This window comes from Ruegeria sp. B1 (genome assembly GCF_056535885.1).
On the sequence record NZ_JBQFJA010000001.1, the window covers coordinates 1122466 to 1135854 of the forward strand.

The following is a 13389-nucleotide window of genomic DNA, read 5'->3' on the forward strand; positions in this document are numbered from 1 at the left end:
CCACCAGTTACGGATCAGTGTGACTCGAGTCCGACCTCTCGTAGGATAAAATCTGCAATCCCTTGGGTGTCGTTCAGGTCAAAAACAGGACGATCCAGATTCATCGGTGTGTCACTGGCAACGGCGCGGATCGCTGAATCCCCGGTCGCAATCAACGGGTTTCCTGCTTCTGCTCGAAACGCTTCAATCTTGGGGTGACGTTCGCGCTTGTATCCTTCGACAAGCACAAGATCGACACGTGTCAGGCGGGCCAACAAAGCGTCGAGGTTCGGCTCTTCTGCTCCGCGCAATTCCTGCATCAGGGCCACGCGCTGTCCAGAGGCCAACATCACCTCGCGCGCGCCGGCCATGCGATGTCGGTGGCTATCGGTGCCTTTCTGGTCCACGTCAAAAGCATGGTGCGCGTGCTTGACTGTCGAGACAGAGTATCCGCGTCCGCTGATCTCGGCCACGAGACGCTCCATCAATCCGGTTTTGCCCGCATTCTTCCAGCCTGTTACACCGTATAGTCTCATTCAAGCTCTCGCAGATTTGCGGCCCGTTGCAGGTCTTCCGGTGTGTTCACGTTGAAGAATGGATCGAACGGGTCAACCGGGAACAGCGCCTCACGCCCATCATTCTTGTCGGTCCACTGCACAACCTTGCGAAGACCGTCATTCAGCGATGCCCTCAAGTCGTCCCGCAGCGCAACGGGCCAGAGGCCAAAGGTTGGATGCCTGTTGACCTTCTTGCCGCCGCCGGATTTCAGAGACGCGTCGCTTGTGCGGGGCGTGGTGGCCATGACCAGCGGATGCGGCTGCCCCTGCGCCGTTTGCATCAGGCGGTCGACCAGATCGAGCGGAAAAAACGGCGTGTCGGCGGCTGCCGTGACAATTGAGGCGGCTCCCTGTTCGGCGGCCCAGTCCAGACCGGCCAGCACGCCTGCCAATGGCCCGGCAAACCCCTCAATCGAATCCGCAATGACCGGCAGGTTCAACTGGGCAAATCGCTCGGGATCCCCATTGGCGTTCAGGGCCAGACCGTCTACCTGAGGGCCCAGACGGTCGATAACGCGCGACAACAGGCTCTGCCCACCTAGGTGCAGCAGTCCCTTGTCGCCGCCGCCCATGCGGGTCGCAAGCCCACCTGCAAGTATCACCCCTAGGGGACGCGTCATTCCGGCTCCCGATCTTCCTTGGTTAGACGGCGTAGATTCCCGCTCTTTTACGTCGAACTCAATTCAATTGGAACGCGGTGGGGTACAGATGATGCAGGACAAACAGCCACATGATCAAAGTGCCAACTGCCAGAAACGAGGTCGCCGAGACAATATGCGCGGCAAGCTCGGGTTCCTGATTGTAGTGCTTGGCAAGCAGGAAGATGTTCTTTGCAGTCGGAACAGCGGACGAAATGGTCGCAGCAATTGTCCACAGCGGGTCCAACCCGATCAGATGCGCCGCCAGCAGAACAAGCCCCGGAGCCAAGATCAGTTTGGCCAGTGTCAGGAACAGAATCATCGGTCCAGTTTGCACAATCGTGCGTACGCGGGTGGTGAACCCTATCGCAAACAGAGCTACTGCAGCCAGCGCCTGACTAAGCAGTTCAAGATAATCCGAGACGGCATCAGTGAATCCAAGGCCGGTGAAGGAATAGGCCACACCCAACACCGTAGCGGCGATGATCGGGTTCTTGAGCACGTTCAGGACAATTCGCCAGAGCGGCGTTTTTTCTGGCGCGTTGTGTCCAGCTGACGTTTCCAGAATTATGGTCAGGATCAAAAGCAGAATAACAACCACGAGATTTGCCAACACCGCTGGAAGCGCTCCGCTGGCCCCAAAGATCGAGTGCAGGATCGGCAATGCGACAAGTGCCGTGTTCGAGGCGACCGCAGCAAAGGCGGCGATGGTCGCCGATCCCACCTCTAGCCTGAGAATATATTTGAATCCCAGATACAGCACGGCGAACAGCAGGATCAGCGTCCCGCCATAGGCAAGGTAAAAGCCGTAGTTGAACAGATTTGCAAAGTCTTCCTGCCCGATCAAATAGAACATAATTGCCGGGATCAGAACGTAGACAGCAAACTGAACCAAGGCATCGGACGTGTCCTGAGAGAGAAGTTTGGTCCAGGAAAATGCGTACCCCGTCAAAATGACTGCAAAAACCGGCGCTATGAGGTTTATCAGTTCCATGCCGTCTCCGGACAGTTGTTCACACGCATGCCCTGTGGCAACCGCTCTTACAACTGTGCCCTACAATTGGGCTCATCCCAAAGATTTTTCAGGACAATTTCAGCAACTGAAGCTTCCGGGAAACAGCAGGATAATAAAGTCAGGCTTCTGAGCTCTTTCGTCTGTGCTTTTTGTCTTCCACAGGAACAGAGGCCGGGTCGACGTCCCGGACCAGGCGATCCTCGCCCGACAGGCACACAAAGCGCTGGCCCCGCATGCGCCCGATCAGCGTCAGCCCGACCTCGCGAGCAATCTCGACTCCCCATGCCGTAAACCCGGATCGAGACGCCAGCACCGGAATACCCATCATCGCGGTCTTGATCACCATCTCTGATGTCAGACGTCCCGTGGTGTAGAGGATCTTGTCTTCCGCGGTCTCACCCTCGGACATCATCCACCCGGCTATTTTATCGACCGCGTTGTGACGACCCACATCCTCCATATAAACCAGCGGGCGATTCTCATGGCACAGCACCGTGCCGTGAATTGCACCGGCTTCGAGATAGAGCGACGGGGTGCGGTTGATCTTGGCCGCCAGATCATAAAGCCACGAAGTGCGCACCGGCAATTGGGGCAGGCGCACGTCCTCAAGCCCTTCCATCATGTCTCCAAAAACAGTCCCGACGGCACAGCCGCTGGTTCGGGTCTTTTTTTTCAACTTGTCCTCGTACGAGGTTTCGCGGGCGGTGCGGACCACCACGGTTTCCAGATCCTCGTCATAGTCGACGCGCGTGATGTCGTCATCTGGCAGCAACATGCCCTGATTGCGCAAGAACCCCAGCGCCAGATATTCGGGATAATCGCCTATGGTCATGGCCGTCACGATCTCCTGCGCGTTGAGGAAGATCGTCAGCGGGCGTTCCTCGACCACGGAAATCTCGCTGAGCGCGCCATTCTGGTCCACCCCTTCGACCGCGCGGGTCAGGCGCGGTGCGCGCGGATCCGGGGCGATGATGAAATCCGAGACATCCAGTTCTTTGGCCAATTGCAACCCTTTCGCAAGACAGCTACTGCTGCTGCAACACCATAGGATTTAGCCATGGCAATCACCACATCCAAGTCGTACTTCTGGAAGGGTTTTCGCGACGGTTCGCCATTCGTCTTTGTGGCGATCCCGTTCGGCCTGTTGTTCGGCGTGTTTGCCACCGAAGCGGGGCTGGATATCGTGCAGACCATTGCCTTTTCCGCGACCGTTTTTGCGGGTGCCGCACAGTTCACCGCGCTGCAATTGCTGCAGGAGCAGACACCAACCGCCATTGTCCTAGCGTCGGCACTGGCCGTGAACCTGCGGGTGGCGATGTATTCAGCGTCTCTGACACCCTTTCTGGGTGCCGCGCCGCTTTGGCAGCGGGCTTGCGCGGCTTACTTTACCGTGGATCAATCCTACGCCTGTTCTATTGTTCAGTTCGAAAAAGAACCAAGGATGACCTTGCCTAAGCGGATGGCGTATTTCTTTGGGTCGGTGACCCCGATCACGCCATCTTGGATCCTGGCCACCTATGTCGGAGCCGTCTTAGGGACCCAGATACCGGAAAGCTGGGCGTTGGATTTTGCCTTGCCGATCACATTTCTTGCTATGGTCGGCCCAATGATGCGCACGTTGCCGCATGTGATTGCCGCATTCGTTGCAATTGTGTTCTCGTTGCTGACAGTCTCTGTCCCCTTCAACCTTGGCCTGCTGATCGCCGGCGCAGTGGGCATGATGGCAGGTGCGCAGGCTGAACTGGTGCTGGAACGCAGAAAGACCCTGATATGACACAGATTGATACTTCAACGATGTGGTTCATCATCATCGGGTTGGCCATAGGCAGCTTTGCCCTGCGGTTTGTGTTCATTGGCTTCGTCGGAGATCGACCCATGCCCCCGTGGCTGCTGCGCCATCTGCGGTATACGGCCGTTGCGATCCTGCCAGCTTTGATCGCGCCACTGGTCGTCTGGCCCTCAGCAACAGAAGGTCAACCTGACCTGCCCCGCATGGCCTCGGCGGCGGTTGCGCTGTCCGTTGGGGTGATCACCAAGAACGTATTGGCGGCCATTTTTACCGGGGCCGCCACATTGTACGGATTGCTGTTCTTACTCGGATGAGATCGCGTCCAGCTGGTTCAAGCGCGCGTTGTTGGCTGCCAAACCCCTTTTCAGGTCCGCATCGTCGTTTTCCCGGTATTCTTCAGTGACCACACCGGGAAGTTGCCCGAACTGATCGGACAATTTGACTGGGAAGAACGTAACATCGATCTTCTCGAACCCGGGCACCTGCTGAAGAATCCTTGCAGTCGAGTTGGCGCAATACGCACCCGGAACCGGCCCGGTCTGCTTGGCCAATTGATAGGCAATTTCGGCTTGTTGTGGCGTCACCTGGATCGTCTGGATGCGCGCATAATGCGTTTCACGGGCATGCGAGCTGCGGTAGGCGCGCTCGACTGCTGGTGTGATCCCGTAGAGAATATCATCTCTGGACGGAACGATATCGGCCTGAAAGGACCCGGCTGGGTCAAAAATGATACGTTCCCGTGCGTTGATCATAAGCGATGTATGCGCGCCCGATCCCGTCCGGGTATTGATCATCGTATAAAGCGTCAGTGTCGACGGGCCGGGACTGCTGTACGATCGAGATACAATCTCAGCCTGATCCGCTTGCGGTCGTTTGGATACCGCACAGCCCGCCACGGTTGCTGCCAGAAGGCAGGCGATCAGAACCCTGAACACACTCGACCCCGGACGACTCAGGAGGCGAAGACAGCCAGGAAAAGAAGAAGAAGAGCAATGGCAACGACACACCAAACCGTGGCCTTGATAAACCCGTCAAAGGTTTTGGTTTGAACGTCAATGTCCATTTCGCCGTGCTCGTGATCAGCCATATCTGAAAGATTCCCAAATCGCGTGTTTATCGGTTGAATAATGGAAAACGCGGGGTCTGTCACCACGTCATTCGCGCGCAGGTTCACGTTCTCCCAGAACCGAACATCCGGGATACCCAAAACCCCAGCGCCACGGCAGGCCGCTGCACGGCCCGCCCCCAAAACGCACCGCCCCAAACATCGCGTCAGCGGTCAGGGAATGGACCGTGCGAATTTGGTCTGGCGTCATGTCATATCTGCGTGCGTACTCCGCAGCGTGTTCCCTGCCATGTGCCTTGACGCAGGTCCGCAAAGTCTCATCAGCGGACAAGCGGGCATCGTAGCTATCTTTGGCGCGCAACGCGCCACCCGCATTATGGTAGGCCCGGTCGTGCGCCACGCAACACCCCTCCCACGGTGGCTGCACTTCATACAACTCTTCAATCTGCGGGAACGTATCTGCAACCCAGCGCCAGCTGGCCGACAAGCCGCCCGAGCAGCCATCTGAGTCAAATGGCGTTAGTTCGGCACTACCACGCTGCGCCATCAAAGCCTGATGCGCGGGCATCTCAAAACTGCGCATCAGGTCTTGCGCCGACGCTGTGGGGCAGAAAGCTGTCAGCGCGAGGATCAGGCTAAGGGCTCGCATCGCGCATCGCCTTGGTGTCGACCTGCATACCAAAGGTGGTTGCAAGCCAAAGCAGTAATCGCTCACTCGGCCCCATTTCGGAACGCACGCGCAGAACCTCTTTTGCCATGGCGGGGCGGTCTGTGATCAGCCCGTCTACGCCCATCGAGGCCATGGACGACATTTGCAGCGGGTCATTGACCGTCCAGACATAGATATCCTTACCCGCATCGTGAACCGAGCGGATCAGACCGGGCGACACCATGGCAGCGTTTACAGCAACAAAGTCCCCTTCAAGTCCGGCAAGATCGCCGATTGCGGTTGCTGCCAACACACCCGCGCGCCAATCCGGGCGCAAGGCCTTCATTTTCTGGACGGCCGGGTACTTGAGCGACATGGTGGCGATGTCGTCCTGCATTCCCAACTCTTCAACCAGTCGTGCAACGCGGTTTTCCAGATCGACGTCATGGCCATAATACTTGAGCTCAATGATGACCTTCGCCCTGCCTTTGGCTGCCAACAGCACGTCCCGCAGCGTTGGCGTGCGCTCAGCGGCATAGTCAGGCCCGAACCAACTGCCGATATCGATTTCGGCAACGTCCTCCATGGTCGCATCCCAAACCTTCAGGTCTACGCCAGCCAGCTTCATGAAATCGCTGTCATGGGCGACGATGACCACGTCATCTGCAGTTTCCTGTACGTCGATCTCGACCCAGTCCGCTCCGTCTTCGATGGCTTTGAGAACCGAGGCCATCGTATTCTCGGGGCGCAGTGCTGCGGCCCCCCGATGGCCGATGACATCCGCATGATCCGGCGCTTGAACACGATCCAAAAGGCTCTGTCCGAACCAAAGCCCCAGCAACAAAGCAATCACGGCCCCGCCGAGACTGACAAGAACCGGCGCCTTCAGCCTTTTGGGTTCGGGATGCGGCAGATTTTTGGGATCCGCGTCAAAAAACCCATCCAACAAAACGGCTAATGCACCGAGGGCCGTTGCAGCCAAAACAAGGCCCGCTAAAGACCAAACCGCGGCGACGATCAAACTGAGGGTCAACGCAAATCGCAGGTTCACACCATCCTGAAGCGGCACGAGTGCAAACAAAAGCCCGGCAACGGACGCGATCAGCGCGGCAATCACAAAACGAAAACCCAGCCACAAAACCAATTCGATCTTTAGGCGACCGCGCTTGCCTTCCATCCGCCCGGCACTGGTTTCGAATGCGGATTTCGGCGCGCTGCTTTCAAAAAGGACCAGATGCAGGCCCAGCGCCCAGCCCGACAATCGACGGATCAGGACCCAGGCTAGGGCAAGAACCAGAATACCGATTAGAATGCTTGCGACCCAAAAGGCAGGCGGGTGAAACGTCAGGTAGTAGTTGATGTCATATTCCGTCAGTGTCCACCATGCGATCACACCCGCAACGACAAGAAACGGCAGCGCCAGTGCCAGCACCCGCAAGATGAAGCGGACGGCGAAACCAAACAGAGCCGGTAGGCGCAACAGGATCAGACCGATGGCCGCACTGCCTGCGCGCCACGGGTCCGTTTCGGTCATCCGCAATGATCCCGCCATGACAGAAAAGACAAAAACTTCCGCCATCAAAAACAGGCCGAGCACAACCAAGGCCGCAATAAATCCAACTGGCGACAGAAGGAACATCGCAATGTCCTGATCCGTGAGCGCCGACTGGTCTGACAGGGACACCGCCAGATTGACCACCACTGCGACGCCCGGCGCGATCAAGGCAACAAGCAGCAATCGTACCGCAATATAGATTGGCAAAAAGACGCTACGCCTCGCCCATGCACTTGCGTAGGCAGTTGTAACGGTTGAGAAATAAGTCACGCGCGGGCCTCCGAAACGATCCGGTTATTCAAGGCCGGGCCCGCGCAAAATGCAAGTCGCGGGGTCAGTTGTCCGCAAGATCCGCTGCAAGCCGGAACCCAATGCGGTTGGCTGGTTTGTCCTCGACCGACTTAGGCAGGGCGCGCAGCATGACATTCAACTGGCTGACATGCTGCACCAGTTGGGTCCGCGCACCTGTGCCATCCGAGCCGTAAAAGGTGATGATATCGGGATCGAAATATCCCATCCCTTCGATCCGCATCACACCCGCGTCTCCACCGGTAAATCCCATGGCAACTTCGTGGTCGCCATCCAGCGTTTTTTCGAAGTTCTGAATATAGAGGATCAGACGCTCATAAGCCCATTGCGCCGGGCTTTTGCTTGCAACCGGCTTTTGCAGGGTTTCCGGCAAATCCTTTGTCCCGGATTCGGCTTCGGGATTGCAATGCACCTCGTGACAGCGCGGCAGTGCGGCAGCTTCGGCCGCCTCGGCTGAGGTTTCGATCTCGTCCTGCATTCCCTATCCCTTGCGCTGATAGACCCAAGCCCCGTCTGCCCGCCGCGTCCGGGTTACAGCCCCAATGTGGTAGAGATGGTTCAGGTGTGCAACCGCTTCGACCAGCGCCAGCCCGTACTCGCCCTCTTTGATCGACCGTTTGAACAGCGGAGCAAAACACTCCGCTGCCGCTTTGGGCGTTTTCAAATCATCCAGCAAACGCTCCAGCGCGCCGTGGTGGTTTTCGATCAGTTGCCGCAGGCGCGTCGGCAATCCGACAAATGGCAGCTTGTGCCCACCCAGAACAAGCTGGTCAGGCCGGGCCAGGACCTGCAGCCGCTCGCAGGCCTCAAGCCAATCTGCAATCGGATCGGCCATAGGCTCGGTCGCATAGACACCCAGATTCGGGCTGATCGAGCTGAGGATCTGATCTCCAGTGAGGACAAGGTTGTCATCACGGCTCCAGAACGTCGCGTGTTCCGGCGCATGGCCATTTCCCATATGCACGTCCCAGTCGCGTCCACCCATCCGGATCACCTCACCCTGTTTGATCCGGGTAAAACCCAGCGGCATCGGATAGACAACATCGGCGAAATTGAACGGGCGGTCCGCCATGCGCTTGGCCAAAATGTCGGCTGCCATCCCGGCGCTGCGATAGTAATCCAGCGTTTCCTGCGGCCAGCTGTCCTGGACGTCCAGGGTCAGCATCCGCGCAAACAGCCACGCGGTGCGGCTGGACAAAAGCTCGGCACCATGAACGGACTGGAACCAGCCTGCATTGCCGACATGGTCTGGGTGATGATGAGTGACCACGACCCGAGCCACGGGCTTGCCCGACAGCGGCCCAGCCATCAGCGTTTCCCAGATGCCACGTGTTTTTTTTGAGGACACACCAGTGTCGATCACCGTCCAGCTATCCCCATCATCCAGCGCATAGATGTTGACATGATCCAGGGCCATGGGCAGCGGCAGGCGCATCCACAAAACCCCATCGGCAATCTCGATCACCTCGCCCGGCGCCGGTGGTTCGGGCCAAGGATACCGGATTGACGATGCGTATTCGCCGTCCATCACGCGGCCAGATCGTCGGAGTCGAGCGCGAACAGGTCGCCAGCGCCATTCTGCGCCTGGGCCAAAAGACCGACATGCTCTGGCAACAGTGCGTTGATGTAGTACCGCGCAAGTTTGGCGCGCGGCCCGTCAGGATTGGCCAGCGCCGCCATCAGATGATAGTGCCCACCCAGAACGCGCGCGAAGGCGTGCAGATAGGCGACCGCTCCGGCAAATCGGTCATTCATATTGTCTTGCGACACAAGCCATTCCGTGGCTTCGCGCAGCGATTCGCTGGCCTCCCAAACCGGCCCGGCCAGATCCGGCATCGTGGCACGAGCGCGCTCGGCATGATCTTCGATCTCATCCAGCAGGCGCGACGCGGCATCGCCGCCATCCATCATCTTGCGCGCCACCAGGTCCATGGCCTGAATGCCGTTGGTCCCTTCGTAGATCGCGGTCACCCGGACGTCGCGGTAGTATTGCGCCGCACCGGTTTCTTCGACAAACCCCATGCCTCCGTGCACCTGCACACCGGTTTCGGCAACACGCATCCCTGTATGCGTGCCAAACGCCTTTCCGATCGGCGTCAAAAGCGCTGCACGCGCGGTCCAGTCCATATCTCCGGTGGCATGCGCCATGTCGATTGCCGCGGCATTGGCCAGCATGATCGCACGCGCGGCAAAGATATCGGCCCGCATTTCTGTCAGCATCCGGCGCACATCCGCATGATCGATGATCGTGCCTGACGGTGTTTTGCCCTGCTTACGTTCCAAGGCATAGCCCAGCGCATGTTGGTAGGCGCCTTCCGCTGACCCGACGCCCTGACCGCCAACGCCCAGCCGCGCGTTGTTCATCATAGTAAACATTGCAGCCATGCCGCCGTTTTCCTTGCCGACCAGCCACCCGGTCGCCCCATCATACTGCATTACGCAGGTCGGAGAACCATGCAGACCCATCTTGTGTTCCAGCGATACGACCTTGAGATCATTGGCAGCACCGGGGTTTCCGTTTTCATCCGGCAGGTATTTCGGCACCAGAAACAGCGAAATCCCTTTGGTCCCCGGCCCTGCATCCGGCAGGCGCGCCAGCACGAGGTGGCAGATGTTCTCACAAAAGTCGTTGTCCCCCCAGGAGATGTAGATCTTTTGCCCGGTCACCGCAAAAGTGCCGTCGCCATTTGGTTCAGCCTTTGAGGTCAACGCTCCCACATCCGACCCCGCCTGCGGCTCGGTCAGGTTCATGGTACCGGCATAGGCTCCGGACATCAGCTTGGGCAAGTACAGGGCCTTCAGGTCTTCGCTGGCATGAAGTTCCAGCGCCTCAATCTGCCCTTGTGTCATCAGCGGGGCCACCTGCAGCGACAGGCAGGCGGCGCTCATCATCTCGTTCACGGCAGCAGTCAAGGTCATGGGCAGCCCCATACCGCCATAGTCCGGATCGCCGCTCATCCCGATCCAGCCACCGTCGGCAATTGCCTTCCATCCATCGCCATACCCGGGCGATGTACGAACGACGCCGTTCTCCAGTTGCGCGGGTTCCAGATCGCCGGGGCGTTGCAGCGGCGCCAGAACCTCTTCGCACATCTTCCCGGCCTCAGAAAGGATCGCGCTGACCACATCGGGGCTCGCATCCGCAAACGTCTCGGTCGCTGCGATCTGGTCGAACCCCACGATATTTTTTAAGAGGAATTCATAGTCGGAGAGTGGGGCGCGATATGGCATGGCTTCCCTCAAGGTCTGTCTGAACGGTGTGCGCAGGCGGGCTTGGATTCTCCGGCCTGCGCCGGTATGCATCTGGGCTTGGATGCATTAACTATCCTTCCTTATATTGCGAGCAACCAAAACGCGGCGTCACCGACTATGATCCCCACAATTCTTGATCTGTCCGCAGACCCGGCCGGGATCGCCCGCGCGGCGGACCTGTTACGGCAGGGGCTGCTGGTCGCCTTTCCAACCGAGACGGTTTATGGCCTGGGAGGGGACGCCTGCAATGGTCAGGCCGTTGCGAGCATTTTCGAGGCCAAAGGGCGACCCAGCTTTAACCCGCTGATCGCGCATGTCGCATCGGTTGAGGCCGCGCAGCGATTTGTAGAATGGTCCGATCACGCCGGGCAACTCGCCGATGCCTTTTGGCCCGGTCCCCTGACGCTGGTATTGCCGCTGCGCAAGGGACATGGCGTGTCTTCGCTTGTGACCGCGGGGCTGGACACGTTGGCGGTTCGGGTGCCGGCGCATCCGGCAGCCCGGGCGCTGCTGGCCGCGTTTGATGGACCGGTGGCGGCACCTTCGGCAAACCCCTCCGGCCAGATCAGCCCGACCACAGCCGACCACGTCCGCTCGGGTCTGGGACAGCGCATCGCGGCCATTCTGGATGACGGGCCCTGCCAGGTTGGGCTGGAGTCAACCATCATCGGTCTGGCGGGAGAACCCACTCTGCTGCGCCCGGGTGGTGTCGCACTGGAGCAGGTCGAAAACGTTCTGAACACACACTTGCACATTCACCAGCCCAACGATGTGCTTACAGCACCCGGACAACTGCAATCGCATTATGCCCCCGATGCACCGGTTCGGCTTAACGCCCTGTCCCGCGAAGGCGACGAGGTTCTGCTGGGATTTGGTCCGGTGGATTGCGATCTGAACCTGTCTGCCGACGGCAATCTGATCGAGGCGGCCGCGACCCTGTTTTCCGCTTTGCACCAGCTGAATGCGACCGGTCGCCCGATTGCGGTTTCGCCCATTCCCAGCGGCGGAATTGGCGCAGCCATCAACGACCGTCTGAGCCGTGCATCGGCCCCGCGCAACAGCTGATCAGGCGCGTCCCGCGCTGGCCGAAAGGGTCAGCGGGTCAACGCCCAGCGTCGCCAAAGCGGCCTCCCACTTTTCGTCATCCGGCACATCGAACACCAGATTCGAGCTCGCCTCGGTCGTCAGCCAGCCGTTCATGGCAATCTCGTCTTCAAGCTGAGCGGGACCCCACCCGGAGTACCCCAGTGCCAGCATCGAGTTCAGCGGTCCCTGACCCGAGGCCAGATCTTCCAGCACATCCAGCGTGGCCGTCATGCTGAAATCGTCGGAAATCTGCATGGAATGCAGATTCGCTTCATAATCCGCGCTGTGAAGGACAAAGCCCCGGGACATTTCGACCGGACCTCCGAAATGCACCAGCCGTTCGCCCATTACCGGGATGCGGCAGGGAATGTTTAGCTGCCCCAGTAGCGTCTTGAGCCGCAAGTCGGACGGTTTGTTGACGATCAAACCCATCGCACCGTCATCGCCATGGCTGCAAATGTAGACGACCGAATGATCGAAGCGCGGATCGCCCATGCCAGGCATCGCAATCAACAGTTTTCCGGTCAGATCCATGTGTGAATATCTCTCACGCTGTGCCTCTCAACAATGACCCCCCAGCGCGGGAATTGGCAAGGGATCAGCCGATAATTCATGAGATTTCATCTTGGTGACCTGAACGTGACTTGGAATCAGCGAGCGCACCGCGCATTTATGACGTATGATGCACGTTATGAAACCTGTCGCTGCCGTCTTGACGGCCTGCATTGCCTTCGCTGCACCTGCCTCGGCGCAGGACCTGGATGGTGTTGTGAACTTGGATGTTCTGGACGGCGGTCGCACGGCCAATGGCACATACCTGGGCGCGTTGCGACTGACGCTGAAGGACGGGTGGAAAACCTACTGGCGCGCGCCCGGAGACGCCGGTATTCCTCCGCAATTCGACTGGAGCGAATCCGGCAATGTTGGTGATGTTTCAATAACATGGCCGGCACCGGAGATCTTTGATCAAAATGGCCTGCAATCAATTGGCTATGAGGATCAACTGGTGCTGCCGGTCGAAATCACGCCCAAGAACCCTGCAAAGCCTGTGAGGCTTCGGGGCGAGATGGATCTGGGCGTATGCAAAGACGTGTGCATTCCCGAGCGGCTGGATTTCGATCACACGCTCGACGCCGACGCCGGACGCAATCCCGCCATCGCTGCGGCGCTGGCCCAACGACCCTTTTCTGCCCGCGAGGCCAATGTGGCCAATGCCAGTTGCCGTCTCACGCCCACATCAGACGGAATGCAGATTGAAGCCCATGTCACCATGCCGTCAGCTGGCGGTCGCGAAATAGCGGTGATCGAACCGGGCAATCCGATACTCTGGGCCTCACAGCCCGAAACTGTCCGGCAGGGCGATACCCTGATCGCGCGTTCCGAAATCATCAGTGCCTCGGGCGCGCCTTTTGCGCTTGACCGATCCGAGATCCGGATCACGGTACTGGGGGCCCATCACGCCGTTGACATCCGGGGCTGCAGCGCAGGCTGATC

At 58.9% G+C, this 13389-nt stretch carries 16 protein-coding genes; 4 read left to right on the forward strand and 12 right to left on the reverse strand.

What is annotated here, in order from left to right; genetic code table 11:
- Positions 1-14: 14 nt before the first annotated feature.
- From mobB to ACR3ES_RS05460, 4 genes are all read right to left on the reverse strand, one after another.
- The gene (mobB, locus tag ACR3ES_RS05445) at positions 15-515 is read right to left on the reverse strand and encodes a molybdopterin-guanine dinucleotide biosynthesis protein B (protein ID WP_170427766.1); all 501 of its coding nucleotides are present in this window, start codon (positions 513-515) and stop codon (positions 15-17) included.
- Entirely contained in the window at positions 512-1156 is a 645-nt protein-coding gene (gene mobA, locus ACR3ES_RS05450; RefSeq protein WP_170427762.1) for a molybdenum cofactor guanylyltransferase MobA, read from the reverse strand. Before mobA ends, mobB begins: the two co-directional genes overlap by 4 nt.
- 58 nt (positions 1157-1214) lie before the next feature.
- The gene (locus tag ACR3ES_RS05455; RefSeq protein WP_170427759.1) at positions 1215-2168 is read right to left on the reverse strand and encodes an AEC family transporter; all 954 of its coding nucleotides are present in this window, start codon (positions 2166-2168) and stop codon (positions 1215-1217) included.
- A 139-nt stretch (positions 2169-2307) separates the two neighbouring features.
- Positions 2308-3192, reverse strand: coding sequence for a formate dehydrogenase accessory sulfurtransferase FdhD (locus ACR3ES_RS05460; RefSeq protein ID WP_170427756.1), 885 nt, complete (start codon positions 3190-3192; stop codon positions 2308-2310).
- A 54-nt stretch (positions 3193-3246) separates the two neighbouring features.
- Between ACR3ES_RS05460 and ACR3ES_RS05465 the strand changes: the two genes are divergently transcribed.
- Positions 3247-3963 carry an AzlC family ABC transporter permease gene (locus ACR3ES_RS05465; protein WP_170427753.1) on the forward strand — a complete coding sequence of 239 codons (717 nt, stop codon included), beginning with the start codon at positions 3247-3249 and terminating at the stop codon, positions 3961-3963.
- On the forward strand, positions 3960-4292 hold the full coding sequence (locus ACR3ES_RS05470) for an AzlD domain-containing protein (RefSeq protein WP_170427750.1): 333 nt from the start codon (positions 3960-3962) through the stop codon (positions 4290-4292). The genes ACR3ES_RS05465 and ACR3ES_RS05470 overlap by 4 nt, the downstream gene beginning before the upstream one ends.
- On the opposite strand, the gene ACR3ES_RS05475 is transcribed toward ACR3ES_RS05470, so the two are convergent.
- The 7 genes from ACR3ES_RS05475 to ACR3ES_RS05505 all read right to left on the reverse strand — a co-directional run bounded on the left by ACR3ES_RS05475 (position 4281) and on the right by ACR3ES_RS05505 (position 10788).
- Positions 4281-4913, reverse strand: coding sequence for a hypothetical protein (locus tag ACR3ES_RS05475; protein WP_170427749.1), 633 nt, complete (start codon positions 4911-4913; stop codon positions 4281-4283). The two genes, ACR3ES_RS05470 and ACR3ES_RS05475, sit on opposite strands and share 12 nt — an antisense overlap.
- 17 nt (positions 4914-4930) lie before the next feature.
- Entirely contained in the window at positions 4931-5065 is a 135-nt protein-coding gene (locus ACR3ES_RS05480; protein WP_170429629.1) for an aa3-type cytochrome c oxidase subunit IV, read from the reverse strand.
- A 67-nt stretch (positions 5066-5132) separates the two neighbouring features.
- Positions 5133-5693, reverse strand: coding sequence for a hypothetical protein (locus ACR3ES_RS05485; RefSeq protein WP_480424972.1), 561 nt, complete (start codon positions 5691-5693; stop codon positions 5133-5135).
- A complete protein-coding gene (locus ACR3ES_RS05490) occupies positions 5680-7518 on the reverse strand; it encodes a glycerophosphodiester phosphodiesterase (protein WP_170427743.1) in 1839 nt (612 codons plus the stop codon). Before ACR3ES_RS05490 ends, ACR3ES_RS05485 begins: the two co-directional genes overlap by 14 nt.
- Before the next feature lie 64 nt (positions 7519-7582).
- Positions 7583-8035, reverse strand: coding sequence for a DUF6173 family protein (locus ACR3ES_RS05495; protein WP_170427740.1), 453 nt, complete (start codon positions 8033-8035; stop codon positions 7583-7585).
- 3 nt (positions 8036-8038) lie between these two features.
- A complete protein-coding gene (locus ACR3ES_RS05500) occupies positions 8039-9085 on the reverse strand; it encodes an MBL fold metallo-hydrolase (RefSeq protein ID WP_170429626.1) in 1047 nt (348 codons plus the stop codon).
- Positions 9085-10788 carry an acyl-CoA dehydrogenase gene (locus tag ACR3ES_RS05505; RefSeq protein WP_170427737.1) on the reverse strand — a complete coding sequence of 568 codons (1704 nt, stop codon included), beginning with the start codon at positions 10786-10788 and terminating at the stop codon, positions 9085-9087. The genes ACR3ES_RS05500 and ACR3ES_RS05505 overlap by 1 nt, the downstream gene beginning before the upstream one ends.
- Positions 10789-10926: 138 nt before the next feature.
- On the opposite strand from ACR3ES_RS05505, the gene ACR3ES_RS05510 reads away from it, so the two are divergent.
- On the forward strand, positions 10927-11874 hold the full coding sequence (locus ACR3ES_RS05510) for an L-threonylcarbamoyladenylate synthase (protein ID WP_170427734.1): 948 nt from the start codon (positions 10927-10929) through the stop codon (positions 11872-11874).
- On the opposite strand, the gene ACR3ES_RS05515 is transcribed toward ACR3ES_RS05510, so the two are convergent.
- Positions 11875-12429: a YqgE/AlgH family protein gene (locus tag ACR3ES_RS05515; protein ID WP_170427731.1), complete on the reverse strand. Its 555-nt coding sequence runs from the start codon at positions 12427-12429 to the stop codon at positions 11875-11877. It lies immediately after the preceding gene.
- Between the two features lie 157 nt (positions 12430-12586).
- Here ACR3ES_RS05515 and ACR3ES_RS05520 point away from each other — a divergent pair, with 157 nt between their 5' ends.
- The gene (locus ACR3ES_RS05520; protein WP_480424975.1) at positions 12587-13387 is read left to right on the forward strand and encodes a protein-disulfide reductase DsbD domain-containing protein; all 801 of its coding nucleotides are present in this window, start codon (positions 12587-12589) and stop codon (positions 13385-13387) included.
- The last annotated feature ends 2 nt before the right edge of the window (positions 13388-13389 follow it).

Excerpts from the sequence above, each read along its gene's own strand:
- mobB (WP_170427766.1), bottom strand. The coding sequence starts at position 515 with ATGAGACTATACGGTGTAACAGGCTGGAAGAATGCGGGCAAAACCGGA.
- ACR3ES_RS05455 (WP_170427759.1), bottom strand. The coding sequence starts at position 2,168 with ATGGAACTGATAAACCTCATAGCGCCGGTTTTTGCAGTCATTTTGACG.
- ACR3ES_RS05485 (WP_480424972.1), bottom strand. The coding sequence starts at position 5,693 with ATGCGAGCCCTTAGCCTGATCCTCGCGCTGACAGCTTTCTGCCCCACA.
- ACR3ES_RS05470 (WP_170427750.1), top strand. The coding sequence starts at position 3,960 with ATGACACAGATTGATACTTCAACGATGTGGTTCATCATCATCGGGTTG.
- ACR3ES_RS05480 (WP_170429629.1), bottom strand. The coding sequence starts at position 5,065 with ATGGCTGATCACGAGCACGGCGAAATGGACATTGACGTTCAAACCAAA.
- ACR3ES_RS05495 (WP_170427740.1), bottom strand. The coding sequence starts at position 8,035 with ATGCAGGACGAGATCGAAACCTCAGCCGAGGCGGCCGAAGCTGCCGCA.
- ACR3ES_RS05465 (WP_170427753.1), top strand. The coding sequence starts at position 3,247 with ATGGCAATCACCACATCCAAGTCGTACTTCTGGAAGGGTTTTCGCGAC.
- ACR3ES_RS05500 (WP_170429626.1), bottom strand. The coding sequence starts at position 9,085 with ATGGACGGCGAATACGCATCGTCAATCCGGTATCCTTGGCCCGAACCA.
- mobA (WP_170427762.1), bottom strand. The coding sequence starts at position 1,156 with ATGACGCGTCCCCTAGGGGTGATACTTGCAGGTGGGCTTGCGACCCGC.
- ACR3ES_RS05505 (WP_170427737.1), bottom strand. The coding sequence starts at position 10,788 with ATGCCATATCGCGCCCCACTCTCCGACTATGAATTCCTCTTAAAAAAT.
- ACR3ES_RS05520 (WP_480424975.1), top strand. The coding sequence starts at position 12,587 with ATGAAACCTGTCGCTGCCGTCTTGACGGCCTGCATTGCCTTCGCTGCA.
- ACR3ES_RS05515 (WP_170427731.1), bottom strand. The coding sequence starts at position 12,429 with ATGGATCTGACCGGAAAACTGTTGATTGCGATGCCTGGCATGGGCGAT.
- ACR3ES_RS05510 (WP_170427734.1), top strand. The coding sequence starts at position 10,927 with ATGATCCCCACAATTCTTGATCTGTCCGCAGACCCGGCCGGGATCGCC.